A 25,049-nucleotide genomic window follows, 5' to 3' on the forward strand; every position below is an offset into this window, starting at 1 on the left:
CCGACCGGATGCCCGCGCTGGCCGGGCGTCTCCCCACGCCCGGCCGGCGGCCTCCGGTCTTGCCGGCCCGCGATCGCGGACCGGCTGCCACGGCGCGACGGCGTCCTGCGGCGGGCGCCATTGTGAGGCTTTTGTTAAACCAAGTGTTTGATCCTGATCAAAGCCGCCGACCGACGTCGCACTTTCGCGCCCGGTCCAGGCCATCGCCCCGCCCCCCGTCCGGGGCGGCCTGCGCGCCGCGCGCGCGGGCGTCAGCCGTAGCCGCCGTGCACCGGGTTGTGGCTGCGCGCGGCCATCACCAGGCCGAAGCCGGCCAGCAGCGACACGGCGGCCGTGCCGCCGTAGCTGATCAGCGGCATCGGCACCCCGACCACCGGCAGCAGGCCGGAGATCATGCCGCCGTTGACCAGCGCGTAGACGAAGAACGACAGGCCGGTGGCGCCGGCGACCAGGCGCGAATAGCCGTCGCGCGACTGCACCGCGATCCACAGGCAGCGGCCGACCACGAACAGGTAGAGCGCCAGCACCGTGGCCACGCCGATCCAGCCGAACTCCTCGCTCAGCACCGAGAAGGCGAAGTCGGTGGTCTGCTCGGGAATGAAGTTCAGGTGCGACTGCGAGCCCAGCCCCCAGCCCTTGCCGGCCAGTCCGCCGGACCCGATCGCGATCTTGGACTGGATGATGTTCCAGCCGGCGCCGAGCGCATCGCTCTCCGGGTCCAGGAACATCATGATGCGGTCCTTCTGGTACGGCATCAGGAACCAGAACCAGGCGACGGGCGCGGCTGCGGCGACGCCGCCCACGCCCAGCCCCACCCACCACCACGGCAGCCCGGCCAGCAGCAGCACGAAGGCGCCGCTGGCGGCGATCAGCATCGCGGTGCCGAAATCCGGCTGCAGCATCACCAGCGCGGTCGGCACGCCGATGATCACGCCGGCCACCAGTACCACCGGTATGCGCGGCGGCAGCGGCATGCGGTGCAGGTACCAGGCGACCATCATCGGCATGCTCACCTTGAGCAGTTCCGCCGGCTGCAGGTAGAACAGCTTCAGGTCCAGCCACTGCCGGCCGTATTTGCCGGTGCCCAGGACGAACACCGCCAGCAGCGGCAGCATCGACAGCGCGTAGATCAGCGGCGTCCAGGCGCGGATGCGCAGGATCGGCACCCGCGCGATCGCCCACATCGCCAGCAGGCCGACGCCGAAACGCGCGCCCTGCGCCATCACCAGGCTGCTGCCGCCGGCGCTGTCCAGCACCGCCAGGCCCATCGCCATCAGCGCGCCCAGCGCGAGCAGCAGCGGCCAGTCCAGGCCGCGGGTGAGGCGCTGGGTCATCTCCAGCAGCCAGCGCAGGAAATCCCTCATCGCCGTTCCTCCTGCGCCGGCACCGGCGCTGGCGTCGATGCCGGCGGCGCCGGGGACGGCACGGGTACCGGCGTAGCTTCGCCCGCTGCGGTCGCCGCAGGCACCGTGCCGGCCGCAGCGGCGGTGGCGCCGGCCGCGCCTTCGGTGCCGCCGCTGGCGTCCTGCGCATCGGGCATCACCCCCAGCAGCCAGGCGTCGAACACCTTGCGCGCGATCGGCGCGGCGGCCGAACCGCCGTAGCCGCCGCCCTCGACCGCGATGGCGATGGCGATCCGCGGTTCCTCGGCGGGGGCGAAGCCGATGAACAGCGCGCGGTGGCGCAGGTGCATCGGCAGGTTCTTGGGGTTCACCGCGGCAGTGCCCTTGCGGCTGATCACCTGCGCGGTACCGGTCTTGCCGGCCATCAGGTACGGCGCGCCGGACGCCACGCGCCAGCCGCTGCCGCCCGGCTGCATGGTGCCCATCATGCCCTCGCGCACCGCCTGCAGGTTGGACGGATTGGGGCTGATCGGCCGCGACGCGGGCTGCGGCAACGGCGCCCAGTCGTGATCGAAGCCCACTTTCTGCTCGACCACCAGGTGCGGCGTGCGCAGCTGCCCGGACGCCAGGCCGCCGACGCCGCGCACCAGTTGCAGCGGGGTCACCTTCCACAGGCCCTGGCCGATGCTGGCATTGACCATGTCGCCCGGGTACCAGCGCTCGTTGCGCAGCCGGGCCTTGGCCGCCGGCGACGGCAGGATGCCGCCGATCTCGCCGGCCAGGTCGATGCCGGTGGGCTGGCCGAAACCGTAGCGGCCGCCCATGTACTGGTCGTAGCGCTCCACGCCCATGTCCACGCCGAGCTGGTAGTAGTAGGTATTGACCGACTGCGAGATCGACTTGCGCAGGTCGGTCCAGCCATGGCCGCCGCGGTTGGCGTCGCCCCAGCCGCGGCTCACGCCGGGCAGGTAGAACATGCCGCGCGAGAGGATCTTGTCCTCCGGCCGGCGCAGGCCGCTGTCCAGGCCGGCCAGGCCCAGGAACGGCTTGACCGTGGAACCGGGCGCCACGCCGCCGAGCACCAGGCGGTTGAACTGCGGCCGCGAGGGGTTCTCGTTGAGCCGCCTGAAGTCGGCGTGCGAGATGCCGTTGACGAACAGGTTGGGGTCGTAGGACGGCAGGCTGACCATGGCCAGGATCTCGCCGGTGCGCGGGTCGATCGCCACCGCCGAGCCTTCCTGCTCGCCGAACGCGGTCACCATCGCCTGCTGCAGGTCGACGTCGATGGACAAGCGCAGGTCGGTGCCCGACTGCGCCGGCACCCGGCCGAGGGTGCGGATCGCGCGTCCCTGCACGTTGGTCTCGACCCGCTCGTAGCCGACCTTGCCGCGCAGCTGGTTCTCGTAATAGCGCTCCAGCCCGGACTTGCCGATATGGGTCAGCGCCGCGTTGCCCTCGCCCAGTTCCAGCAGGTCCTTGTCGTCGACCCGGCCGACGTAGCCGATGACGTGCGCGAGCAGGTCGCCGTACGGGTAGCGGCGGGTCAGGTAGGGCTCCAGTTCCACGCCCGGATAGCGCCAGCGGTCCACCGCGAAGCGGGCCATCTCCTCGTCGCTGACGCGCAGCTTGAGCGTGACCGGCACGAAGCTGCGCCGCGCCTTGCGCGACTGGTTGAAGCGCTCGATGTCCTCCTCGCCGAGCGAGAAGATCGTGCGCAGCCCGGCCAGCGTGGCGGCCATGTCCTCGACCTTGTTCGGGGTCACGTCCAGGCGGAACGCCGGCACGTTCTCGGCCAGCAGCCTGCCCTTGCGGTCGTAAATCAGCCCTCGCCCGGGCACCACCGGCCGCGCCTTGATGCGGTTGGCTTCCGAGCGGGTGGCGTAAACGTCGTGGTCCAGCACCTGCAGCTTGAAGTACCAGCCGCCCAGCACGCCCAGCCCCAGCAGCACGCCGAGGAAGCCGATCGCCGCGCGGCGCCGGAACTGCTCGACCTCGGCCTGCAGGTTCTTGTGCTGGCGCCGCCCGTACATGGCTCAGTGCCCGCGCCTGCCCAGCCGCGCGGCGTCCAGCAGCACGTAGATCGGCAGCCACAGCAGCATGCCCGGCAGCGGCGCCCACCAGTAGCTCCACGGCATCAGCGGCTCGGCGGTGAACAGGCGCACGGCGGCGCTGATGATGCGGTCGTTGAGCAGCAGGCCGCCGATCGCCAGCGCCTGCTGCGACAGCGGGAAGAAGCGGATGCGGGCGCGGAAGCGCTGCAGGATGAAGGCGAACACCACCAGCCGCAGCGCCTGCTCGCCGAGGATGCCCCCGTACAGCAGGTCGGCCAGCACGCCGATGCAGAAGGCGAAGCCCAGCCCGACCCGCTCGGGGGTTTCGATCACCCAGTAGCCCAGCACCAGCGCCAGCCAGTACGGGCGGACCGGCTGCAGCAGTTCCGGCAACGGCACCAGGCCCAGCAGCAGGGCCAGCGCGAGGCTGGCCGGCAATACCCAGCCACGGCTGCGCAGGCGGCTCATCGGCGGTCTCCTGCCGGAGGCGCCGGCGCATCGGTGGCGGGCGGCGTGGTCGCGGCGGGCGCCGCCGCAGGGGTATCCGTCGGCGCGGCCGGCGCGGCGGCCCCGGGCGCCGGGTTGTTCGGCGCCGGGCGCGGACCGGGCGCGGTGTCGCCGCCGGCCGGCGGTTCCAGGCCGGTGGTCACCGGCATGCGCGGGATCTGGGGCACCGAGCGCAGCAGCAGCACGTCGCGGCCGCGGTCCAGCTTGGCCGCCGGCTCCAGCTCGCCGACCAGGAAGGCGTGGGTGTCGTCCGGCCGCAGTTCCAGGATCTTTCCCACCGGGAAACCGGCCGGGAAACGCCCGCCCAGGCCGGAGGTGACGATCTCGTCGCCCACTTCCACGCCGGCGCTGAGCGGGATGTCGCGCAGTTCCAGGCGGTCGCCGCGGCCGTAGGCGATCAGGCGCACGCCGTTGCGCGCCACCGTCACCGGCACGGCGTGGTCGGGATCGGTCAGCAGCAGCACGGTCGAATGCAGCGGGGTCACCGCGATCACCTGCCCCATCAGGCCGCCGGCGTCGATCACCGCCTGGCCGGCGCGCACGCCTTCGCGGCTGCCGGCGTCCAGCACCAGGCGCTGCTTCACCGGGTCCAGGTCGATGTCCAGGATCGGCGCCAGCTGCACGTCCAGGCCGCTGCGCTCGGCCACGTTCAACAGTTCGCGCAGCTGGGCGTTGTCCAGCGCAGCGGTCTGCAGGCGGGTCAGGCGCGCGTTGGCCAGCAGCAGCTGGTTGCGCAGCTCGCGGTTCTCGGCGACCAGCTGGTTGTGGCTGGCGGCGTTGTCGCGCACCGAGGCGCCCAGGCGCCCGGGCAGGCCGGCCAGCGCCCACACCGGCTGCACCGCCACGCCGGCCTGCGCGCGCAGGCGCGACAGCCAGCCGCCCTGGTCGTCCAGCACGATCAGGATGATCGCCAACGCCAGGTAGGCCAGCAGCCGCAGCGTGCTGCTGGCGTCGCCCTGGCGGGAGGCTACGGGTGGACCGGCATAGGGCGGCACAGTGCGACTACCGGGAACGGGAAATGGGGAAAGGGGAACGGACGTGCGCGACGGCTTCCGCGTTCACGGCGCGACGCGGACCGCGGATCGGGACAATGGCAATCACGGAACGGGAAAGGGCGGGAAAGCCGATGGTTGTTCATTCCCGTTTCCCCCTTCCCAGCTTCGCGCGTCACTCCGGCGCAAAGAACTCGTTGCCGTGCATGTCGACCAGTTCCAGCGCGCGGCCGCCGCCGCGGGCCACGCAGGTCAGCGGGTCGTCGGCCACCTGCACGTGCAGGCCGGTCTCCTCGGAGATCAGGCGGTCCAGGTCGCGCAGCAGGGCGCCGCCACCGGTCAGCACGATGCCGCGCTCGGCGACGTCGGCGCACAGTTCCGGCGGGGTCTGCTCCAGCGCCAGCTTGACCGCCGAAACAATCCCCGACAGCGGCTCGTGCAGAGCTTCCAGCACCTCGTTGGAGCTGATCTTGATCATCTTCGGCACGCCCTCGGCGAGGTTGCGGCCGGAGATTTCCATCTCGATCACTTCCGCCTGCGGGTAGGCGCAGCCCAGCTCGACCTTGATGCGCTCGGCAGTGGCTTCGCCGATCAGCATGCCGTGGTTGCGGCGCACGTAATTGGTGATCGACTCGTCGAAACGGTCGCCGCCGATGCGGACCGAGGCCGAGTAGACGATGCCGTTGAGCGAGATCACCGCCACCTCGGTGGTGCCACCGCCGATGTCGATGACCATCGAGCCGCGCGCCTCGGTGACCGGCATGCCGGCGCCGATCGCCGCGGCCATCGGCTCCTCGATCAGGAACACGTCGCGGGCGCCGGCTTCCTCGGCCGACTCCTTGATGGCGCGGCGCTCGACCTGGGTCGAGCCGGCCGGCACGCACACCAGCACGCGCGGGCTCGGGCGCAGCACGCGCGACTTGTGCACCTTCTTGATGAAGTGCTTGAGCATCGCCTCGGTGTAGGTGAAGTCGGCGATGACGCCGTCCTTCATCGGGCGGATGGTGGTGATGTGGCCCGGGGTACGGCCCAGCATCTGCTTGGCCTCGGCGCCGACCGCGGCGACCGAGCGGGTGCCGCCGATGGCGCGGTCCTGGCGCACGGCCACGACCGACGGCTCGTTCAGCACGATCCCCTGCCCCCGCACATAGATGAGAGTGTTGGCCGTGCCCAGGTCGATGGACAGGTCATTGGAGAACATGCCGCGGAGCTTCTTGAACATCTGGGGAGTGATCCTGAGAGCGCGCGCCCACGCCGGATGGCGAAAAAATGGGCAGAAATCGGGGGGTGGCTAGCCTATCAACCCACCCCCGCACGGGCAAGGAAAATCCATGCCCGGAGCGGGTTTGGCGGCCTTGTCCGGCCGCCCCGGACGACACGCGGTTCTGGCCGAGCGCCGCCGCAGCCGGTACCCTTACGCACTTTGGCGCAGGTCCGCGCCCGACCCGCCTGCGCCCGCACGGCGGTGCTTTCCCTTTACCCGTATAGGCCCGTCCGCGATGTCCGCACTGATCTGTGGTTCCCTTGCCTTCGACACCATCATGGTGTTCCCGGACCAGTTCAAGAACCACATCCTGCCGGACAAGGTGCACATCCTGAACGTGTCCTTCCTGGTGCCGCGCATGCGCCGCGAGTTCGGCGGCTGCGCCGGCAACATCGCCTACAACCTGCACCTGCTGGGCGGCGCCCCGATCCCGATGGGCACGGTGGGTTCGGACTTCGGCCCGTACCGCGAGCACTTCGACGCGCTGGGCATCGACCTGAGCCGCGTGCGCGTGATCGAGGAACTGTTCACCCCGCAGGCGTTCATCACCACCGACCACGACAACAACCAGATCACCGCCTTCCACCCGGGCGCGATGATGCGGTCCTACGAGAACCACGTGAAGGACGTGCCGGGCGTGACCCTGGGCCTGGTCGGCCCGGACGGCCGCGAAGGCATGATCCAGAACGCCATCGAGTTCAAGGAGATGGGCGTGCCGTTCATCTTCGACCCGGGCCAGGCGATGCCGCTGTTCAACGGCCCGGAACTGCGCACCTTCATCGAGCAGGCCGACTACGTGGTGGTCAACGACTACGAGTCCAACCTGCTGCAGGAGCGCACCGGCTGGAACGAGAAGGAGATCGTCGACCGGGTCAAGGCCTACATCACCACCCGCGGCCCCAAGGGCGCGGTGATCCACACGCCGGAAAAGAGCTATGACATCCCGCCGGCGCACGAGCGCCGCGTGGTCGACCCGACCGGCTGCGGTGATGCGTTCCGCGCCGGCCTGATCTACGGCATCCAGAAGGGCTACGACTGGCTGACCATCGGCCGCATGGGCAACCTGATGGGCGCGCTGAAGGTCGAACACCCGGGCACGCAGAACCAGCGCTTCGACTTCGACGAATTCAACGAGCAGTTCAAGCAGCAGTTCGGCTACGCGCTCTGATCCGGCGGGTCCGGACACCTGCGGAAACGGCGCCGGAAGGCGCCGTTTCTCGTTGCGGCGATGGCGGGGATTCCGCTTCCGCAGCCGGGGGCTATTCCAGCGGACCGTAGCGGACCGCCTCGCGCTCCAGCCAGGCCTGCAGGTCGCGCTTGCGCACGCCTTCGGCCTTGGCGCGCCGCAGGCAATCGAGCATGTAGCGCCGCTTGTCCTCGTCGTCGCCGGCCAGGGACAGCGCCAGGTCGCGATCCATCCAGCGCCGGAACACCAGGTACAGCACCACGTGCAGGGCGATGGCCAGCACGCTGACAACGAGCACGATCGCAAGATCCATCACCGCGCCTCCGTCGTTGCCGGCGGCGCCATCGGTGCGCGCGCCTGCACCAGTTCCTGCGCCAGGGTGAGTTCCTCCTGCCCGCGCCGCAGGTTGCCGGCACGCAGCACGGTGCCGTCGGCCAGGTAGAACAGGTAGTGCTCCCCCGGCCGCAGCGCGACGTTGCCGAAATCCGCCGAGGGCAGGCAGCCGAGCGCGTCGAGCCGGTTCGCCGGAGCGACCTGCAGTTCCGCGTCCCCCGCCCCCTTGATGCGCTGGCGCACGCGCACCCGCGCGCCGTCCGCCGCCACCGACAGGACGTCGGCGATCACGATGGTATCGGCCTTGGCGGCCAGCGCGGCGGCCAGGGCCTGCTGCCGTTGCAGGTCCTCGGCCACGAGCCGGCGGTGCATGTCCGCGGGCAGGCTGCCGCATGCCGCCGCCGGCGACGCCGGCAGCGAAAACAGGACGACCAGCGCGCACAGCCAAGCCGCGCGCGAGGCGTGCCTGCGGGGCGTACCGCCGCATGGCTGCCGGGACCTGCCGCCCACCGCCACCGGATTCAATCCCAGCCCGCGGGCATCTGGCTGCCGTCCAGGCCGCCGGTCTCGAACACCGCGGCGCGGGTGCCGCCGGCCTTTACCGGGAACTCGATGCGGATCGTCCTGGCCTTGCGCGCCAGCCGCCACAGGCCGCGGTTGTCGGTGACGAACATCGCGATGGCCTCGTCGGTGTCCGGGCGGTAGGCGGCCATCCGCCGCGGCGCCTGGTCGTCCACCGTCACCGTGACCTGGCAGCTGGCGTAGCAGGCCTTGGCGAAATCGCCGGTCTGCAGCACCAGGTAGGCGTGGCGTTTCCATTCCGGGTGGTCGCGGAACACCAGCTGCACCACCTTGGGGCCGCTGCCGTCGACATCGACCCGCTCCTTGCCCTGGATCATCGCCGAGCGCTGCACGCCCTTGCTGCCGACCGACACCTGGTTGTAGCTCCACAGGCCCTGCATGCGGCGCAGTTCGCGCGCGGCCTCGGCCTTTTCCTTCACCTCGGCGAAGCCGGGCTCGATGCGCCTGGCCGCGTCCGACTCCGGGAACTGGTCGAGCAGCGCGGCGCCATGGACACGCGCCTTCTCCCATTCGGTGGCGGTCACCGCCGCGTCGTAGAGCCTGGCGATGCCCTCGGCATCGGCTTCGCGCTTGGCGCGCTCCTGCGCGGCGGCGGCCTCGCGCTGCTGGCGCTCGGCCTCCGGGTTGCCGCAGGCGGCCAGGGCGACGACGCACAGGGCGCCAAGGATCAGGGGTTTCATCGGGCGACTCCGCGGGGACGATGCGCGGCGATGCCACGCGACGGCGTCCACTTTAAACATCCGCATGGCGCTCCGTCATTCCCGCACGAGCGCGTGGGCCTGCTTATTCGCCGGCTGCCCTTCGCGCCACCAGGGCATGGGCGGCGACGGCGCGTGGATGTCCAGCCGCTCGCCCATCTCCGGCGTGGCCAGCGCCACGCCGCGCTGCCGCGCCAGCGCGAGGATGCTTTCGAACGGCTCGGTCCACGGATGCAGCGCAAGGTCGAAGGTGCCGTTGTGGATCGGCATCATCACCTTGCCGCGCACGTCCAGGTGCGCCTGCAGGCTCTGTTCGGGCTGCATGTGCACGCCGGGCCAGCCGGCATCGTAGGCGCCGGTCTCGACCATGCTCAGGTCGAACGGGCCGTAGCGCTCGCCGATGCGGGCGAAACCGTCGAAGTAGCCGCTGTCGCCGCTGAAGAAGATCCGCGTGCGGCCGGTATCGAGCACCCACGACGCCCACAGCGTGCGGTTGCCGTCGGACAGGCCGCGCCCGGAGAAATGCTGGGCCGGGGTGGCGGCGATCTTCAGCCCCTCCACCCGCGTTTCCTGCCACCAGTCCAGCTGCTCGATCTTCGCCGCCGGCACGCCCCAGGCGGCAAGACGGTCGCCCACGCCCAGCGCGGTCACGAAGTGCCGCACCTTCGGCGCCAGCGCCAGCACCGCGGCGCGGTCGAGGTGGTCGTAATGGTCGTGGGAAATGACCACGCCGGTGATTTCCGGCAGTTCGTCGATGGACAGCGGTGGCGCATGAAAGCGCTTGGGCCCCATGAACGACATCGGCGAGGCGCGCTCGGAGAACACCGGGTCGGTCAGCCAGAAATGGCCGTCCAGCTTGAGCAGCAGGGTCGAATGCCCCAGCCGCCACAGGCTGTCGTCCGGCGCCTCCAGCAGCGCCTGCCGGCTCAGCCGCCGCACCGGGACCGGCGCCAGCGGGCTGGCATCGACCGGCTTGTCGAACAGCAGCCGCCACAGCGCGCGGACAGTGCCCGAAAAACCCGGCGACACCTTGGCGGCGGGATCGGCGTTGTGGAATCGGCCTTCGCCGTAGTGCGGCGACCGGTCGTAGGTGGCGGCCGGATGGGCGCCGCAGGTCAGCAGTCCGATGGACATGGCGATCAATACCGTCACGAGGAGGAGGATGCGGGGCAGGCGGCGCGTCATCGGGGCTTGCCCTGAAAAGTACACCGCAGAGTCTACTTCGCCTTCCAGAAAAGTAAACTGAACGGTGTAAAATGACCGCCATGAACCTGCCCGGCCGCCCCACCCGCCTGACCGACCGCAAACGCGAGGCCATCCTCCGCGCGGCGGTCGCCGAGTTCCGCGAATTCGGCTTCGCCGGCACCCGCATGGACCGCATCGCCGCCACCGCCGGGGTTTCCAAGCGCACGGTCTACAACCACTTCGCCAGCAAGGACGAGCTGTTCACCGCCATCCTCTGGCAGCTGTGGGAAGCCAGCCGGTCGCTGGACGCACCCGGTTACGACCCGGCGCGGCCGCTGCGCGAACAACTGCTGGCCTTCGTCGCGCAGAAACTGCGCCTGCTCGGCGACGCCAGCTTCATCGACCTGTCGCGGGTGGCCATGGCCGAGCTGGTGCACGCGCCCGAGCGCGCGCGGGTGATGATGGACAAGCTGGCCGAGAAGGAAGAAGGCCTGACCAGCTGGATCCGCGCGGCACAGGCCGATGGCCGCCTGCGCGACGACCTCGCCCCGGCCGACGCCGCCCATCAGCTTCAGGGCATGGTCAAGGCGTTCGCGTTCTGGCCGCAGATCGCGATGGGCGCCGCACCGCTGGATGCCGCCGCGCAGCAGCGGCTGATGCACGACTGCGTGGACATGTTCCTGGCGGTGCGCGCACCCGCGCCTTGAGTGCCGCGCGGCACCGGCATCAGCCGCCCACTCCGGCAGCCTGCCGCGGGATTCATTGCTCGGCTTTACGGCGGCCGGGCTGACTACAAGTGTCGTTACGTTTGACACTGCGAGGGCGGCACGGCCATTCGTACACTCCGCGAACACGTCCACCGGACCTTTCGCAGACACCGGCAACATGCGCACTTCACTGAAACTGTCATCGCTGTTGTTGTCCGCATTCCCGCTCACCACCCTCGCTGCCGATCAATGGATCCTGGCCACCGATCTATGGGGCAATACCGCCAGGCAGACCTTGAATCTGGACGTGCAAGGCACGCGCGTCAGCGGAACACTGGGCGGCGACCCGATCACCGGCAGCGTGAACGGCGCACGGCTGAAGTTCACCGCAACCGGCAGTGACGGGCAGGTCTATCACTACGATGGCCGCATCGATGGCAGCCGCATGCAAGGCCGCAGCGATGAGCCGGACACCAACAACCGCAGCGCGCGTGCCGCGCATGATTTCAGCGCCTGGCGGGTGCCGGTACGGCCGGACAACGCACCGCGCCTGCACCGTTTTACGCCGAGCGATTACTCCAATACCTTCAGCGCCGACCGCGCCCCGGCGTTGGTGATCTGGCCCGGCGATTCGGTGCAGACCAGGACCCTGGATTCCGGTGGCGTCGACGAGAACGGCATCACCCGCGCCTTGTTCGGCAACCCGCAGGTCGGTCCCTTCTTCGTCGCCGGTGCCGAGCCCGGCGACACCCTGGCGATCACCATCAGCTCCCTCAAGCTCAACCGCGACTATGCCGACAGCCTCGACGGCATCGTCGGGCGCCTGAAGACCCCCCGCATCGCCACCGAGACATCGGCGCTGGGCAATCCGGTCCGCTGGGAACTGGATCGCACACGCGGCACGGCGCGGCCGCAAGGCGCCAGCGGCGCGTTGAAGGACTTCGAAATCCCGGTCAAACCGATGCTCGGCGGTCTCGCCGTCGCCCCCGGTTTTGGCTACCCGCCCTTCTCCACCGGCGATACCGGCGACTTCGGCGGCAACATGGATTTCAACGCCGTGGTCCAGGGCAATACGGTCTACCTGGAAGTGCAGCAGCCCGGCGCCTTGCTCTATGTGGGCGATGGGCACGCCTTGCAGGGCGATGGCGAGACCAGCCAATGGGCGCTGGAAACCTCGCTGGACGTGGTGTTGAAGGTCGAGCTGATCAAGCAGCATTCCATCGCCACCCCGCGGGTGGAATCGCCCACCCAGATCATGACCCTGGGACAGGCCGGCTCCAGCGACGACGCGCTGCGCCTGGCGACATCGGGGATGCTGCAGTGGCTGCGCCAGTCCTACGGCCTGGACATGTCGCAGGCTACCCAGGTACTGGGGGTGGCGGTGCAGTACAACGTGGTCAATCTTGCCGGCCGCAGTGTTGGCGTGGCGGCGAAGATCGACAAATCGGTATTGAAGGGCCTGCCGGCTGCGGCGGCGAAGGCGCGCGACTGAATGCCGTGACCGGAGTTGAACTCCGGCATACGTAACCCGGGCAAGCGCGGCGGGACGTGGACTCGCCATCTAGAAGCGTCCGTCCTGCTGCTCCGCGCCAGCCCCCTGCCGATCTGCATGTCCCGGGCGCGTGGCGCTTGCCCGGGCTTCAGGACCCCTGCCGTTGGCGGGGATGGAAAGACAGACGGCGAGCCGAAGCCCGCCGTCTGCAGTGAAGCGCGTTACCGCCGATTACGGCTTCAGCGCCGCGTCCTGCTTCGGCGCGGCTTCGGCCTTGGCGATCATGTCTTCCACCGAGGCGGTGGTGATCGGGTGGTAGCCCGGCTTCGCCCTAGCGAACACTTCCCTGGCGAAGGCCAGGCCCTCGGGCGTCTTCAGCAGTTCGGCGTAGATCGGCAGGATCAGCTTGCGGCGGCCGACCTTCTGGATGAACTCGCCGGCGGCCGGCTGGGCCTGGGCGTAGCCGCTGCGGATGGCCAGCGGATACCAGCGCATGGCGATCTCGCCGTTCGGCGTACCGGTGAAGTGGTAGGCCTTGTCCAGCTGCTCGAGCTTGGCCACCGGCACGGTCTGGCCCAGGCCGTCGATGAAGCGCACCCATTCCTGGGTGGTCCACTCGTCGGTCACCTGGTGGGTCGGCAGCTGCTCGCTGCCCAGCCAGGCGATACGCGCGGTATCGACCACGGCGAAGCCGCGCGAACGGGCCTTCGGCGCGAACGACGGGATGCCCGGCTCGTCCAGCCACGCATGCAGCTCGGCCTCGGTCACCGCGGTCGGGTTCTTCGGCAGCAGGTTCTTCTTCAGGTAGTCGACGAACTGGTCGGTGTTGGCGCTCTGGAAGGCGTGGTCGTCGAACCAGCCGCGCAGGAACGGGTCGAACACCTCGCGGCCGAAGCGCTGCTCCAGGAACTGCAGGAACCACGCGCCCTTGACGTAGGCGACGTTGCTCAGCGCCTCGTCCGGATCACGCTCGGTCAGCGGCGGCAGCGCCAGCGCCTGGTCGGCCGGGCTCATGTCCTTCACTTCGTTGAGCAGGTCGGTCTGGTCGATCTCGCGTTCCATCTCGGCCGCTTCCTGGCCGTACAGCGCCTCGGTGATGCGCGCCTGCACGTAGGTGGTGAAGCCCTCGTTGAGCCAGATGTCCTTCCAGCTGGCGTTGGTCACCAGGTTGCCCGACCAGCTGTGCGCCAGTTCATGGGCGACCAGCGAGACCAGCGACTTGTCGCCGACGATCACGGTCGGGGTGGCGAAGGTCAGGCGCGGGTTCTCCATGCCGCCGAACGGGAACGACGGCGGCAGCACCAGCATGTCGTAGCGGCCCCAGCGGTATTCGCCGTACAGCTTCTCAGCCGCGCCGATCATCTTCTCGGTGTCCTCGAACTCCTTGGCGGCCTTGCCGACCATGGCCGGTTCGGCCCACACGCCGGAGCGGCCGGAGATCGGCTCGAACACCAGGTCGCCGGCGGCGATCGCCAGCAGGTAGGACGGGATCGGCTGCGGCATCTTGAAGGTGTAGTCGCCGTCGCGCGCGGCCTTGGGATCGTTGTCGGCGCTCATCAGCACCATCACGTCCGGGCGGCTGGTCACGTGCGCGCTGTAGGTGAAGCGCACGCTCGGGGTATCCTGCAGCGGCACCCACGAACGGGCGTGGATGGCCTGCGACTGGCTGAACATGAAGGGCAGCTTCTTGCCCTCGGTCATCGACGGCTCCAGCCACTGCAGGCCCGAGGCGGTCGGCGCGGTGTGGTAGGTGATGCGCACGCTGGCCGGCTGGTCCGGCGTCTGGATGGTCAGCTTGCTGCCGAACACCTTGTCCGCCGGCGCCAGCTCGAGCTGCAGCGGCGTGGCGGCGCCGTCGGCGGCCAGCGCCTCGACCTTGGCGATGCTCAGCTCGCGCGTGTCCAGCACCAGCTGCTTGGCCGCCTTGTCCTTCCACTCCAGCGCGTAGGTGGCGGTGCCGCCGATCTGCTTCTGGTCGAAATCGACCTTCAGGTCCAGCGCCAGGTCCTTGATGGCGACCTTGTCCGGCTCGGCGTAGGAGCTTTCGTCATGGCTGCGGCTGAGGGTGTTCACGGCGGCGGCGGGCTTCTCGGCGACCGGATCGGCAACGGGGGTGGCGGGGTCCTTGGCGCAGCCGGCGGCGAGCGCGACGGCCAGGGGCAGCATCAGGAAGGGTGAACGCATGGAGTTACCTCTGGAAGCAGGAACGGGTGGAGAGGAACGGCAGGAGACGGGAAGCGGGAACGACGCGGCTTCGCCGCTCGTTCCTGGTTTCCCCGCACCCGTTCCTAGATCTTGTAGCCGGAATGGATGGCGACGATGCCGGCGCTGAGGTTCTTGTAGTGGCAGCGGGCGAAACCGGCCTCGCCCATCATCGCCTTGAGCTCTTCCTGCGGCGGATGCTTGCGGATGCTCTCGGCCAGGTACTGGTAACTGTCGCCGTCGCCACGCGCGAACAGCCTGCCCAGCTTCGGCAGCACCTTGAACGAGTGGAAATCGTAGATCGGCTTGAACCAGTCGGCGGTGACCTCGGAGAACTCCAGCACGCGCGCCTGGCCGCCGACCTTGAGCACGCGGTACATCTCGCGCAGCGCGGCGTCCTTGTCGGTGACGTTGCGCAGGCCGAAGGAAATGGTCACCAGGTCGAAGCTCTGGTCCGGGAACGGCAGCGCCTCGGCGTTGAGCTGTACCCACTCGAAGCCGGACACCTGGCCGCGGTTGGTCAGGCGGTCGCGGCCCACCGACAACATGCCGGCATTGATGTCGCCCAGCACCACGCTGCCTTCATCGCCGATGCGCTCCTTCAGCAGCACGGCGATGTCGCCGGTGCCGCCGGCCAGGTCGAGCACGCGGTCGCCCGGCTTCACCTGCGCGGTGGCCACGAAGTAGCGCTTCCACAACCGATGGATGCCCAGGCTCATCAGGTCGTTCATCAGGTCGTAGTTGTCGGCCACCGACGTGAACACCTGGCCGACAAGCTTCTGCTTGTCCTTGGCCGGCACGTCGCGGAAGCCGAAGTGGGTGGTGCCGCTCTTGTAGGGGGATTCGCTCATGCGCCCGATTATCGCACTCCCGCGCCGGCGGCGCGGCGGCGCCCGGGAACGGACCGCTATCATGGCCGGCCACCCGACGGATGCCCGCCCCATGATCGCCACGCCCGACTACCGCGCCCTGCTCGACACCGCCATCGCCGAGGCCCGCCAGGGCCTGGCCGAGGGCGGAATCCCGATCGGCGCGGCGCTGTACCACAGCGACGGCCGCCTGCTCGGCTGCGGCCACAACCGCCGCGTGCAGGAAGGCGACCCGTCGATCCACGGCGAAACCGACGCCTTCCGCAAGGCCGGCCGCCAGCGCGGCTACCGCGACACCATCATGGTCACCACCCTGGCCCCGTGCTGGTACTGCTCCGGGCTGGTGCGCCAGTTCAACATCGGCACCGTGGTGGTCGGCGAATCGGTGACCTTCGGCGGCGGCATCGACTGGCTGCGCGAAAACGGTGTCAGGGTCATCGACCTGAACGACGCCGGCTGCATCGACATGATGCGCCGCTACATCGCAGAGAACCCCGAGGTCTGGAACGAGGACATCGGCGAATAAGGCGGCCGGCGGGGCGAGCCGCCGGTATCTGCGGCAGCCGCGGCGCCAGGGGCGCCCGCTCTCGCCGCAGCGCCCGGACCATCGCCGGCCGTGACGCGGCGCCCGTCCGGCCGCGCCGGTCGGGCGCCTGCCACCTGCCTGTCATCGATACGGGCTATGCTCGGCCGTGCAGGGGGGCACTGCCATCGAGGTGACGCGATGCATCTTTCGCCCGTACATGGACGCCATCGGCAATCGCTGCGCCAGGCCGGCGAGCGGCTGCGCGCCCACTATGCCCGCCACCGCCGCTCCGCCGCGTTCTGGGATGCCTACCAGCAGATCCAGAACGAACTGGCCGACGAATTCCCCGACCACCGCGCCGAACTGTGCAACCGCATGGCCGCCTTCGCGCAGCGGCTGGGCGCGGTGGAGGAAGCGCAGCTGCTGGACGAGCCGCCCCACCGGAACTGAGCGGCTGGAGCGGAACGACGACGCCGGGGCATGCCCCGGCGTCGTCGTTCCAGCGCGGGTGCCGACTCGCTGCCGGCACCCGGAACGAGGGGATCACGCCTGCGGCGATTCCCCGTTGCCGGCCAGGCGCCGGCGGTTGAACACACGCTGCACCACCACGAAGAACAGCGGGATGAAGAACAGCCCCAGCAGGGTGCCGGCGATCATGCCGCCCAGCACACCGGTGCCGATGGCGCGCTGCGCGCCCGAGCCGGCGCCCGAGGCGATGGCCAGCGGCAGCACGCCCAGGCCGAACGCCAGCGAGGTCATCACGATCGGGCGCAGGCGGTCGCGTACCGCATGCATCGTCGCCTCGATCACGCCGGCGCCCTTCTCCAGGTTCTCCTTGGCGAACTCGACGATCAGGATCGCGTTCTTCGAGGTCAGGCCCACCGTGGTCAGCATCGCCACCTGGAAGTACACGTCGCGCTCCATGCCGCGCATCGTGTTGGCCAGCACCGCGCCGAGGATGCCCAGCGGCGCCACCATCAGCACCGCGGTCGGCACGCTCCAGCTTTCGTACAGCGCGGCCAGGCACAGGAACACGATCAGCAGCGACAGCGTGTACAGCAGCGGCGTCTGCGAACCGGCCTCGCGTTCCTGGTAGGACACCGCGGTCCATTCGATGCTGAAGCCCGGCGGCAGCCGGCTGGCCAGCTTCTCCACTTCCTGCATCGCATCGCCCGAGGCCACGCCCGGCGCCGCCTCGCCCTGGATCTCCAGCGCGGAGACGCCGTTGTAGCGCTCCAGGCGCGGCGAGCCGTAGTCCCAGCGCTGGCTGGCGAAGGCCGAGAACGGCACCATCTGCCCGGCGTTGTTCTTCACCGTCCACAGGTTGAAGTCTTCCGGGTTCATGCGGAAGCCGTCGTCGGCCTGCATGTAGACGCGCTTGACCCGGCCGCGGTCGATGAAGTCGTCGACGTAGCTCGAACCCCATGCGGTGGCCAGGGTGCTGTTGATCGCGTCCAGCGACAACCCGTGCGCGCCGGCCTTGGCCACGTCGATGTCCAGGCGCAGCTGCGGGGTATCGTCCAGGCCGTTGGGGCGGACGTTGGCCAGCTTGCCGCTCTCGGCCGCCATGCCCAGCAACTGGTTGCGCGCGTTGACCAGCGCCTCGTGGCCCTGCCCGGTGTTGTCCTTCAGGAAGAAGGTGTAGCCCGAGGCGGTGCCCAGCTCCGGCATCGCCGGCGGCGGGAAGGCGAAGATGAAGGCGTCCTTGATCTGTCCCAGCGCGGCCATCGCGCGGCCGGTGACCGGGCCCACGTCCTGGTCGGGCGTGCGGTCGCCCCAGTCCTTGAGCTTGATGAAGGCCATGCCCGAGTTCTGGCCCATGCCGGAGAAGCTGAAGCCCTGCACCGAGAACACCGATTCCACGGCGTCCTTCTCGTTCTGCAGGAAGTGGTCCTCCAGCTTGTAGATCGACTCCAGCGTGCGCTCCTGGGTGGCGCCCACCGGCGCCTGCACCAGCGCCATCAGGATGCCCTGGTCCTCGTTGGGCAGGAACGAGCTGGGCAGGCGCACGAACAGCACGCCCATCGCCAACGCCAGCGCCGCGAACACCGCCATGAACCGCCACGGCCGCGCCAGGATGCCGCGCACGCCGCGCTGGTAGCCGCCGCTGGTGCGGTCGAAGCCGTTGTTGAAGCCGTTGAAGAAGCGCCCGGCCAGGCCGCGGTGGGCGACGTGGTGCTCGCCCTTCTTCAGCGGCTTGAGCATGGTCGCGCACAGCGCCGGGGTCAGCACGATCGCCACCAGCACCGACAGCGCCATCGCCGAGACGATGGTGGCCGAGAACTGGCGGTAGATCACGCCGGTGGAGCCGCTCATGAACGCCATCGGCACGAACACCGCCGACAGCACCAGACCGATGCCGACCAGCGCGCCGGTGATCTGGCCCATCGACTTGCGCGTGGCCTCCAGCGGCGAGAGCCCTTCCTCGGACATGATGCGCTCGACGTTCTCCACCACCACGATGGCGTCGTCCACCAGCAGGCCGATCGCCAGCACCATAGCGAACATGGTCAGCATGTTGATCGAGAAGCCCAGCGCGGCGAGGATGCCGAACGTGCCCAGCAGCACCACCGGCACCGCGATCGTCGGGATCAGCGTGGCGCGGAAGTTCTGCAGGAACAGATACATCACCAGGAACACCAGCACGATCGCCTCGAGCAGGGTCTTGACCACGCCCTTGATCGACACCTTCACGAACGGGGTGGTGTCGTAGGGGATCACCGCCTTCAGGCCGCGCGGGAAATTGGCCGACAGCGTATCCAGCGTCCGGCGCACGCCTTCGGAGGTGTCCAGCGCGTTGGCGCCGGTGGCCAGGGTGACCGCCAGGCCCGAGGCCGGCTTGCCGTTGTAGCGGGTGACGAAGTCGTAGGTTTCCGCGCCCAGCTCCACGCGCGCCACGTCGCCGAGCTTCAGCGTCGAGCCGTCGGCCTCGGTGCGCAGCACGATGTCGCGGAACTGCTGCGGCGTCTGCAGGCGGTCCTGCGCGTTGATGGTGGCGTTGAGCTGCTGGCCCTTCACCGCCGGCGCGCCGCCCAGCTGGCCCACGGCTACCTGCGCGTTCTGCGCGCGCACCGCCGCGTTCACCTCGTCCACCGAGACGCGGTAGGTCTGCAGCTTGTTCGGGTCCAGCCAGATGCGCATGGCGTACTTGCCGCCGAACACCTCGATCGAGCCCACGCCCGGCACGCGGCTGAGCGGATCGAGGATGTTGGAGCCGACGTAGTCGGAGATGTCGTGCTCGTCCATGCTGCCGTCCTCGGACACGAAGCCGACGACGTTGAGGAAGCCCGAGCTGGACTTGGCGACGTTGATGCCCTGGCGCTGCACTTCCTGCGGCAGCAGCGGCATGGCCAGCTGCAGCTTGTTCTGCACCTGCACCTGGGCGATGTCCGGGTTGGTGCCGCTCTCGAAGGTCAGGGTGATGCTGGCCTGGCCGTTGGAGGAGCTGTTGGACGAGAAGTAGATCAGCCCGTCCAGGCCCTTCATGTTCTGCTCGATGATCTGCGTCACCGAGTCCTCGACCACCTTGGCCGACGCGCCCGGGTAGCTGGCCGAGATCGATACCGCCGGCGGTGCCACGTCCGGGTACATCGAGATCGGCAGCTTGAGCATCGCCAGCGCGCCGGCGAGCATGATGATGATGGCGATGACCCACGCGAAGATGGGCCGGTCGATGAAGAAGCGAGCCATGGACGTCTCCGCTTACTGCTTGGCGGCCGGCGCCGGAGGCGCGGCGGGTTTGGCGGCTTCGGCGCCCTTCTCGGTGGCCTGTACCGGCATGCCCGGGCCGATCTTCTGCAGGCCCTCGACGATGACCTTGTCGCCGGCCTTCAGGCCGTCCTCGACCAGCCACTTGTCGCCGATGGAGCGGCTGACGGTGACCTGGCGCAGCGCGACCTTGCCCTCGCCATCGACCACCATCGCGCTCGCGTTGCCCCGCGGGTCGCGGGCGATGCCCTGCATCGGCACCAGCAGCGCGTCCTGGCGCACGGCGCTGCCCAGCACCGCGCGCACGAACATGCCCGGCATCAGCATCTGCTCGGGATTGTCCACGCGCACGCGCAGGGCGTAGCTGCCGGTGCCTGGATCGACGCTGACCTCGGAGAACTCCAGCGTGCCCTTGTGGGCGTAGGTGCTGCCGTCCTCCAGCACGATGTCCACCGGCAGTTCCGAGGCGCCCTGCAGGCGGCCGGCGGCCAGGTCGCGGCGCAGCTGCAGCAGTTCGGCCGAGGACTGGCTGACGTCGATGTAGATCGGATCCAGCTGGTTGATCGTGGCCAGCGCTTCGGCCTGGCCGGCGCTGACCAGCGCGCCCTGGGTGACCGTGGACTTGCCGATCTGGCCGCCGATCGGCGCAGTGATGCGGGCATAGCCCAGGGTCACGTTGGCCGCGTCCAGCGCGGCGCGGGCGGCGCCGACGTCGGCCTCGGCCTGCTTCCACGCGGCCTGCGCGTTCTCGTCGTCCTGCACGCTGATGACCCGGCTCTTGACCAGCTCGCTGCTGCGGCGCGCGGCCAGGCGCGCGGCGTTGGCGCTGGCCTCGGCGCGCGCCAGCTGCGCGCGGGCGCTGTTGGCCTGGGCGCGGTAGGCGGCATCGTCGAGCTGGTACAGCGGCTGGCCCTGCTTGACCACGCTGCCTTCGGTGAACAGCCGCCTGGCGACGATGCCGCTGACCTGCGGCCGTACCTCGGCCACCTGGTAGCCGGTGGCGCGGCCGGTCAGTTCGCGGGTCAGGGTGAGCGGCTCGGCCTTCAGGGTGACGACGGTGACCTGCCCGGGGCCGCCTGCCTGCTGCGGCGGCTGCCCGCCGCATGCGGCCAGCGCGCCGGCGGCCAGCAGCGACAGGAGGGCGGGGCGGAGAATCGATCGACTCATGGCGGGAGACTCGGCAATAAGGAAAGAAGCCACGCGACCCGGCCGCCCGCGCTACGCGAAGGGCGGCCACCATCGGCGGTGCACGGGAGGAACCCGCGCACGTTACCGTGATCGGATGACGGAAAAAGAGCGCGAAAGAATACATACATGCACGTCTGTTTGTAAATTGCTAGAATTCAGACATGTTTCACGTGAGTTGTGCACAACGGCAGGGCGATGGCACGTAAAAGCAAAGAAGACGCGCAGGCCACCCGCGAGGGCATCCTGGACGCGGCGATCGCCTGTTTCCACGAGCACGGGGTGGTCGGCACCACGCTGGCGATGATCGCCGCCCGCGCCGGCTACACGCGCGGCGCGGTGTACTGGCACTTCAAGAACAAGACCGAAGTGCTGGAAGCGATGATCGAGCGCGACCGCATGCCGTTCGTGCAGCGCCTGCAGCGCACCTACGCGCCGCAGCGGCAGACGCCGGTCCAGGACCTGCGCGAGGTCATCCGCGTCTCGCTCGCCGAACTGGCCGACGACCCGCGCCAGCGCAGCCTGATGGAGATCCTGCTGCGCTGCGAGCAGTCCAGCGAAAGCCAGAGCATCCAGTCCATGCAGCGCCAGAACTCGCAGGAAGAGCTGGACATGGTCACCCGCGCCCTGGAGCGCGCGCGCGAACTGGGGCAGCTGCGCGAGGGCGTGGACGCGGCCGCCGCCAGCCGCATGCTGCACATCAGCCTGACCGGCGCGCTGTACAACGCCATGGCGCAGCCGGAGGAATACGATCTGGAGCGCGACGGGCTGATGGTGATGGACGTGGTGCTGCAGGCCTACGTGCGCGCCGACGTCTTCCAGCCGGGCGTGTACCCGGAACGGACCGACAGCGCCGGCTGGGACGCCTGACCGGCACCGCCGGCGGTCGTCGCGCCCGTACCCGCGCCCGGCCGGACAGGCCGCGCCCCGCCGCTGGCCCCACCCCTCCCGCGCAACTGGCGCTATGCGCCTCCGGTACGCCGCCGCACGCTGCGGCCACCAGGAGGAAAACATGACGACCAATTCGGATCTGCTGCAGCGCCGTGCGGCCAGCGTGCCGCGCGGCATCGGCTCGGCCATGGGCATCTTCGCCGCGCGCGCGGAGAACGCCGAACTGTGGGACGTGGAAGGCCGGCGCTACATCGACTTCGCCGCCGGCATCGCCGTCACCAACACCGGCCACCGCCACCCGCGGATCATGGCCGCGGTGCAGGCGCAGCTGGAGCGGTTCACCCACACCGCGTTCCAGGTATCGGCCTACGAGTCCTACATCGCGCTGGCCGAGCGCCTGAACGCCATCGCCCCCATCGCCGGCCCGGCCAAGACCCTGCTGCTGTCCACCGGCGCCGAGGCGGTGGAGAACGCGATCAAGATCGCCCGCGCCGCCACCGGCCGCCGCGCCGTGGTGGCGTTCGCCGGCGGTTTCCATGGCCGCAGCTTCATGGCGATGGCGCTGACCGGCAAGACCGCGCCGTACAAGCGCGGCTTCGGCCCGCTGCCGGGCGAGGTGTATCACCTGCCGTTCCCGGTCGAGCACCACGGCATCACCGTCGCCGACAGCCTGGATGCGCTGGAACAGCTGTTCCGCGCCGACGTCGCCGCCGACGAGGTGGCCGCGATCATCATCGAGCCGGTGCAGGGCGAAGGCGGTTTCCACGCCGCGCCGACCGAGCTGCTGCAGGCGCTGCGCGCAATCGCCGACCGCCACGGCATCGTGCTGATCGCCGACGAGGTGCAGACCGGTTTCGCCCGCACCGGGCGCCTGTTCGGCATCGAGCATTCCGGGGTGAAACCGGACCTGATCACGGTCGCCAAGTCGCTGGCCGGCGGCTTCCCGCTGTCCGGGGTGATCGGCCGCGCCGAGGTGATGGATGCGGTCGATCCGGGCGGGCTGGGCGGCACCTACGCCGGCTCGCCGGTGGCCTGCGCCGCCGCGCTGGCGGTGCTGGACGTGATCGCCGAAGAACGCCTGGCCGAGCGCGCCCGCGCCATCGGCGCGCGCACCCTCGAGCGCCTGCAGGGCTTGGCCGCGCGCAGGGACCTGCGCCCGATCGGCAACGTGCGCGGCCGCGGCGCGATGATCGCCTTCGACCTGCTCGCCGCGCGCGGCGGCGACGAACCCGACCCGGCCGCCACCCAGGCGGTACTGCGCCGCGCCCACGCGCTGGGGCTGATGCTGCTGGGCTGCGGCGGCCGCGGCGAGGCCATCCGCCTGCTGTTCCCGCTGACCATTCCCGAGGCGGTGCTGGACGAGGGCCTGGACCTGCTGGAACAGGCGCTGCAGCCGCAGGCGTGATCCCCTGCTTCCCGGCCGCCGCTACGGCCGGGCTCGCGTCCATGGCGGCGGCGCGGCTACCCTCGGTGAAACCGCCCGCCGCTGCCCGACGCCCGGCAGCGGCCTCCGGAGCACGCCGCAGATGAAATCCGAAACCCGCAGCCTCGACCTGCTCAACCTGGCCCTGGACCCGGCCGCGCCGCTGAGCCTGCAACTGCAGCTGCGGCAGAAGCTGGTCGACGCCATCCATTGCGGCGTGCTGCGTCCGGACCAGCGGCTGCCGTCCTCGCGCCACCTGGCCGCGCGCATCGGCGTGTCGCGCAACACCGTCAGCCTCACCTACGACGCGCTGCTGGCCGAGGGCCACCTGGTCAGCCGCCCGCGCAGCGGCATCTTCATCGCCCCGGACGTCGCCGCCGGCCGCATCGGTACCCGCCAGCGCGGTGGCGAGCCGGCCTCGGCGCTGGCCGCGCGCCTGCCGGCCGTCGCCGAGGACGCCGGTTTCCGCTGTCCGCAGCACTGGCACCGCTACCCGTTTCCCTTCATCGACGGCCGCGTCGATGCCGAGCTCACGCCCGTGGTCGAATGGCGCGAGGCGCTGCGGCTGGCCGGCTCGCGCCACGAACTGCAGCAGTGGAACCAGGACGCCGGCGACGGCGACGACCCGGCGCTCACCGAGGAAATCCGCGGCAAGGTGCTGCCGATGCGCGGCATCCAGGCCGGTGCCGACGAACTGCTGATGGCGCTGTCCTGCCGCCACGCGCTGCAGCTGGCCGGCGAACTGCTGGTGCGGCGCGGCACTCCGGTGGTGCTGGAGCAGCCGGCCGATCCCGAATTCGAGCGGCGCATGCGCGAGCGCCACGCCGACATCTCCACGCTGGACCCGGCGCTGCGCCAGCCGCTGCCACCCGGCGCGGTGGTGGTCGGCAGCGGCCGCCGCGCGTTCGCCGCCGGCTCGCCGCGGCCACGGCAGCTGCTCGACGCGCTGGCCGCCGCCGACGCGGTGCTGATCGAGCACGACGTGCCGCCCGACGTGCCCAGCGGCGAACGCGTGGCGCCGGCGCTGCGCGCCTTCGACCAGGACGGGCGGGTGATCCACATCGCCAGCCTGTCGCCGGTGGTGGCCTGCGGCGAACCGCCGGCGGTGCTGGTGGCGGCCAACGCCTTCATCGAGCGCGCGCGCCAGCTGCGCCGCAACCGCGGCACCACCCTGCCGTGGCTGGTGCAGCGCAGTTGGGCGTACTTCATCGGCATGGGCCACTACTCGGCCGCGCTGGTGCGCGCCGGGCGGCGCCTGGCCGAGCGCCGCACCGCCCTGCGCGACGCGCTGAACCACTACCTGCACGAATTCGTCGCGATCGACACCACGCCCGGCGCCAGCGCCTACGACGTCAGCGTGCCGGCCGGCACCGACGCGCGCGAACTGGCGCGGCACGCGGCCGGCATCGGCGTGCTGGTGGAACCGCTGCAGCTGGGCGACGGCCGCCAGGTCCTGCGCATGGGGGTGACCGGCATCGCCGCGGCGCAGATCCGCGAAGGCGTGCGCACCCTGTCGCGGCTGGTGCGCGGCGACCTGGCCCCGGCCACGCGGCGCATCGAGGACGACCTGCCGCCGCTGCGCGGCAAGGCGCTGCGCCGCGCCATGAGCGGCGCGCACTGGCTCTACAACACCGTCTACGGCGAGCCGTGCACGCTGGAAATCCGCGCCGACGGCACCCTGGCCGGCACCGCCGGCTACGCCGGCGAGGACTGCGACAACGGCCACTGGTGGATCGAGGACGACCGCTGGTACCGGCAGTGGCGGCAATGGGCCTACGGCGAGGCCGCCGGCTACGCGCTGGTGCTCGACGGCGACCAGCTGCGCCTGTACGGCGAGGACGGCCGGCTTGCCGACACCGCGGTGCTGACCCGCCCGGGCCGCCCGCGCAGCCGCGACTGACCCCA

General features: G+C 70.2%; 20 protein-coding genes and 1 pseudogene. 8 read left to right on the plus strand and 13 right to left on the minus strand.

All coding sequences use genetic code 11. The features are described from left to right. Positions 1-251: 251 nt before the first annotated feature. The 5 genes and pseudogenes from rodA to CQ393_RS08145 form a co-directional block, all read right to left on the minus strand. Positions 252-1,364 carry a rod shape-determining protein RodA gene (gene rodA / locus CQ393_RS08125; protein ID WP_153191051.1) on the minus strand — a complete coding sequence of 371 codons (1,113 nt, stop codon included), beginning with the start codon at positions 1,362-1,364 and terminating at the stop codon, positions 252-254. Between the two features lie 89 nt (positions 1,365-1,453). After that, positions 1,454-3,373: pseudogene (gene mrdA, locus CQ393_RS08130) on the minus strand (penicillin-binding protein 2); the annotation flags it as partial. Positions 3,374-3,376: 3 nt separating this feature from the next. After that, complete coding sequence (mreD, locus tag CQ393_RS08135; RefSeq protein WP_153191053.1) at positions 3,377-3,862, minus strand: rod shape-determining protein MreD; 486 nt, start codon at positions 3,860-3,862, stop codon at positions 3,377-3,379. Beyond that, positions 3,859-4,896 (minus strand): rod shape-determining protein MreC, encoded by a 1,038-nt coding sequence (mreC, locus tag CQ393_RS08140; RefSeq protein ID WP_343199846.1) that lies wholly within the window; start codon positions 4,894-4,896, stop codon positions 3,859-3,861. Before mreC ends, mreD begins: the two co-directional genes overlap by 4 nt. A 172-nt stretch (positions 4,897-5,068) precedes the next feature. After that, positions 5,069-6,115 (minus strand): rod shape-determining protein, encoded by a 1,047-nt coding sequence (locus CQ393_RS08145; protein WP_005419402.1) that lies wholly within the window; start codon positions 6,113-6,115, stop codon positions 5,069-5,071. Positions 6,116-6,392: 277 nt separating this feature from the next. On the opposite strand from CQ393_RS08145, the gene CQ393_RS08150 reads away from it, so the two are divergent. Continuing rightward, a complete protein-coding gene (locus CQ393_RS08150; RefSeq protein WP_153191054.1) occupies positions 6,393-7,325 on the plus strand; it encodes a carbohydrate kinase family protein in 933 nt (310 codons plus the stop codon). 91 nt (positions 7,326-7,416) lie between these two features. Here the strand turns inward: CQ393_RS08150 and CQ393_RS08155 are convergent, their stop codons facing one another. The 4 genes from CQ393_RS08155 to CQ393_RS08170 all read right to left on the minus strand — a co-directional run bounded on the left by CQ393_RS08155 (position 7,417) and on the right by CQ393_RS08170 (position 10,090). Beyond that, positions 7,417-7,656: a hypothetical protein gene (locus CQ393_RS08155; protein WP_153191055.1), complete on the minus strand. Its 240-nt coding sequence runs from the start codon at positions 7,654-7,656 to the stop codon at positions 7,417-7,419. After that, positions 7,656-8,048, minus strand: coding sequence for a hypothetical protein (locus tag CQ393_RS08160; RefSeq protein ID WP_153191056.1), 393 nt, complete (start codon positions 8,046-8,048; stop codon positions 7,656-7,658). Before CQ393_RS08160 ends, CQ393_RS08155 begins: the two co-directional genes overlap by 1 nt. Positions 8,049-8,197: 149 nt before the next feature. Next, entirely contained in the window at positions 8,198-8,938 is a 741-nt protein-coding gene (locus CQ393_RS08165; protein ID WP_153191057.1) for a hypothetical protein, read from the minus strand. 75 nt (positions 8,939-9,013) lie between these two features. Beyond that, the gene (locus CQ393_RS08170; protein ID WP_153191058.1) at positions 9,014-10,090 is read right to left on the minus strand and encodes an MBL fold metallo-hydrolase; all 1,077 of its coding nucleotides are present in this window, start codon (positions 10,088-10,090) and stop codon (positions 9,014-9,016) included. A gap of 122 nt (positions 10,091-10,212) precedes the next feature. Here CQ393_RS08170 and CQ393_RS08175 point away from each other — a divergent pair, with 122 nt between their 5' ends. Together CQ393_RS08175 and CQ393_RS08180 are read left to right on the plus strand one after the other, a co-directional pair. Further along, entirely contained in the window at positions 10,213-10,848 is a 636-nt protein-coding gene (locus tag CQ393_RS08175) for a TetR/AcrR family transcriptional regulator (RefSeq protein ID WP_153191059.1), read from the plus strand. A 178-nt stretch (positions 10,849-11,026) separates the two neighbouring features. Further along, positions 11,027-12,340 carry an acetamidase/formamidase family protein gene (locus tag CQ393_RS08180; RefSeq protein ID WP_153191060.1) on the plus strand — a complete coding sequence of 438 codons (1,314 nt, stop codon included), beginning with the start codon at positions 11,027-11,029 and terminating at the stop codon, positions 12,338-12,340. Positions 12,341-12,571: 231 nt separating this feature from the next. On the opposite strand, the gene CQ393_RS08185 is transcribed toward CQ393_RS08180, so the two are convergent. After that, complete coding sequence (locus tag CQ393_RS08185) at positions 12,572-14,524, minus strand: M1 family metallopeptidase (protein ID WP_153191061.1); 1,953 nt, start codon at positions 14,522-14,524, stop codon at positions 12,572-12,574. Between the two features lie 104 nt (positions 14,525-14,628). Further along, entirely contained in the window at positions 14,629-15,393 is a 765-nt protein-coding gene (gene ubiE, locus CQ393_RS08190) for a bifunctional demethylmenaquinone methyltransferase/2-methoxy-6-polyprenyl-1,4-benzoquinol methylase UbiE (protein WP_153191062.1), read from the minus strand. A 91-nt stretch (positions 15,394-15,484) separates the two neighbouring features. On the opposite strand from ubiE, the gene CQ393_RS08195 reads away from it, so the two are divergent. Both CQ393_RS08195 and CQ393_RS08200 read left to right on the plus strand, forming a co-directional pair. Next, entirely contained in the window at positions 15,485-15,937 is a 453-nt protein-coding gene (locus CQ393_RS08195) for a nucleoside deaminase (RefSeq protein ID WP_153191063.1), read from the plus strand. A 198-nt stretch (positions 15,938-16,135) separates the two neighbouring features. Then, positions 16,136-16,387: a hypothetical protein gene (locus CQ393_RS08200; RefSeq protein ID WP_153191064.1), complete on the plus strand. Its 252-nt coding sequence runs from the start codon at positions 16,136-16,138 to the stop codon at positions 16,385-16,387. A gap of 93 nt (positions 16,388-16,480) precedes the next feature. Here the strand turns inward: CQ393_RS08200 and smeE are convergent, their stop codons facing one another. Both smeE and CQ393_RS08210 read right to left on the minus strand, forming a co-directional pair. Then, positions 16,481-19,627: a multidrug efflux RND transporter permease subunit SmeE gene (gene smeE / locus CQ393_RS08205; RefSeq protein ID WP_153191065.1), complete on the minus strand. Its 3,147-nt coding sequence runs from the start codon at positions 19,625-19,627 to the stop codon at positions 16,481-16,483. Positions 19,628-19,639: 12 nt separating this feature from the next. After that, a complete protein-coding gene (locus tag CQ393_RS08210; protein ID WP_153191066.1) occupies positions 19,640-20,812 on the minus strand; it encodes an efflux RND transporter periplasmic adaptor subunit in 1,173 nt (390 codons plus the stop codon). Positions 20,813-21,028: 216 nt separating this feature from the next. Here CQ393_RS08210 and CQ393_RS08215 point away from each other — a divergent pair, with 216 nt between their 5' ends. The 3 genes from CQ393_RS08215 to CQ393_RS08225 all read left to right on the plus strand — a co-directional run bounded on the left by CQ393_RS08215 (position 21,029) and on the right by CQ393_RS08225 (position 25,044). Next, a complete protein-coding gene (locus tag CQ393_RS08215) occupies positions 21,029-21,700 on the plus strand; it encodes a TetR family transcriptional regulator (protein ID WP_153191067.1) in 672 nt (223 codons plus the stop codon). A gap of 142 nt (positions 21,701-21,842) precedes the next feature. After that, positions 21,843-23,126, plus strand: a complete 1,284-nt coding sequence (gene gabT, locus CQ393_RS08220; protein ID WP_153191068.1) for a 4-aminobutyrate--2-oxoglutarate transaminase — start codon at positions 21,843-21,845, stop codon at positions 23,124-23,126. A gap of 121 nt (positions 23,127-23,247) precedes the next feature. Beyond that, entirely contained in the window at positions 23,248-25,044 is a 1,797-nt protein-coding gene (locus CQ393_RS08225; protein WP_153191069.1) for a PLP-dependent aminotransferase family protein, read from the plus strand. The last annotated feature ends 5 nt before the right edge of the window (positions 25,045-25,049 follow it).

This window comes from Stenotrophomonas sp. MYb238 (genome assembly GCF_009496535.1).
Taxonomy (GTDB): Bacteria; Pseudomonadota; Gammaproteobacteria; order Xanthomonadales; family Xanthomonadaceae; genus Stenotrophomonas.

What these genes read in the sequence shown, in the direction of transcription:
- gabT (WP_153191068.1), top strand. Translation starts at nt 21,843, where the DNA reads ATGACGACCAATTCGGATCTGCTGCAGCGCCGTGCGGCCAGCGTGCCG.
- smeE (WP_153191065.1), bottom strand. Translation starts at nt 19,627, where the DNA reads ATGGCTCGCTTCTTCATCGACCGGCCCATCTTCGCGTGGGTCATCGCC.
- CQ393_RS08200 (WP_153191064.1), top strand. Translation starts at nt 16,136, where the DNA reads ATGCATCTTTCGCCCGTACATGGACGCCATCGGCAATCGCTGCGCCAG.
- CQ393_RS08215 (WP_153191067.1), top strand. Translation starts at nt 21,029, where the DNA reads ATGGCACGTAAAAGCAAAGAAGACGCGCAGGCCACCCGCGAGGGCATC.
- mreD (WP_153191053.1), bottom strand. Translation starts at nt 3,862, where the DNA reads ATGAGCCGCCTGCGCAGCCGTGGCTGGGTATTGCCGGCCAGCCTCGCG.
- CQ393_RS08145 (WP_005419402.1), bottom strand. Translation starts at nt 6,115, where the DNA reads ATGTTCAAGAAGCTCCGCGGCATGTTCTCCAATGACCTGTCCATCGAC.
- ubiE (WP_153191062.1), bottom strand. Translation starts at nt 15,393, where the DNA reads ATGAGCGAATCCCCCTACAAGAGCGGCACCACCCACTTCGGCTTCCGC.
- CQ393_RS08180 (WP_153191060.1), top strand. Translation starts at nt 11,027, where the DNA reads ATGCGCACTTCACTGAAACTGTCATCGCTGTTGTTGTCCGCATTCCCG.
- CQ393_RS08225 (WP_153191069.1), top strand. Translation starts at nt 23,248, where the DNA reads ATGAAATCCGAAACCCGCAGCCTCGACCTGCTCAACCTGGCCCTGGAC.
- CQ393_RS08185 (WP_153191061.1), bottom strand. Translation starts at nt 14,524, where the DNA reads ATGCGTTCACCCTTCCTGATGCTGCCCCTGGCCGTCGCGCTCGCCGCC.
- CQ393_RS08160 (WP_153191056.1), bottom strand. Translation starts at nt 8,048, where the DNA reads ATGCACCGCCGGCTCGTGGCCGAGGACCTGCAACGGCAGCAGGCCCTG.
- CQ393_RS08150 (WP_153191054.1), top strand. Translation starts at nt 6,393, where the DNA reads ATGTCCGCACTGATCTGTGGTTCCCTTGCCTTCGACACCATCATGGTG.
- CQ393_RS08175 (WP_153191059.1), top strand. Translation starts at nt 10,213, where the DNA reads ATGACCGCCATGAACCTGCCCGGCCGCCCCACCCGCCTGACCGACCGC.
- rodA (WP_153191051.1), bottom strand. Translation starts at nt 1,364, where the DNA reads ATGAGGGATTTCCTGCGCTGGCTGCTGGAGATGACCCAGCGCCTCACC.
- CQ393_RS08195 (WP_153191063.1), top strand. Translation starts at nt 15,485, where the DNA reads ATGATCGCCACGCCCGACTACCGCGCCCTGCTCGACACCGCCATCGCC.
- CQ393_RS08155 (WP_153191055.1), bottom strand. Translation starts at nt 7,656, where the DNA reads ATGGATCTTGCGATCGTGCTCGTTGTCAGCGTGCTGGCCATCGCCCTG.
- CQ393_RS08170 (WP_153191058.1), bottom strand. Translation starts at nt 10,090, where the DNA reads ATGTCCATCGGACTGCTGACCTGCGGCGCCCATCCGGCCGCCACCTAC.
- CQ393_RS08165 (WP_153191057.1), bottom strand. Translation starts at nt 8,938, where the DNA reads ATGAAACCCCTGATCCTTGGCGCCCTGTGCGTCGTCGCCCTGGCCGCC.
- CQ393_RS08210 (WP_153191066.1), bottom strand. Translation starts at nt 20,812, where the DNA reads ATGAGTCGATCGATTCTCCGCCCCGCCCTCCTGTCGCTGCTGGCCGCC.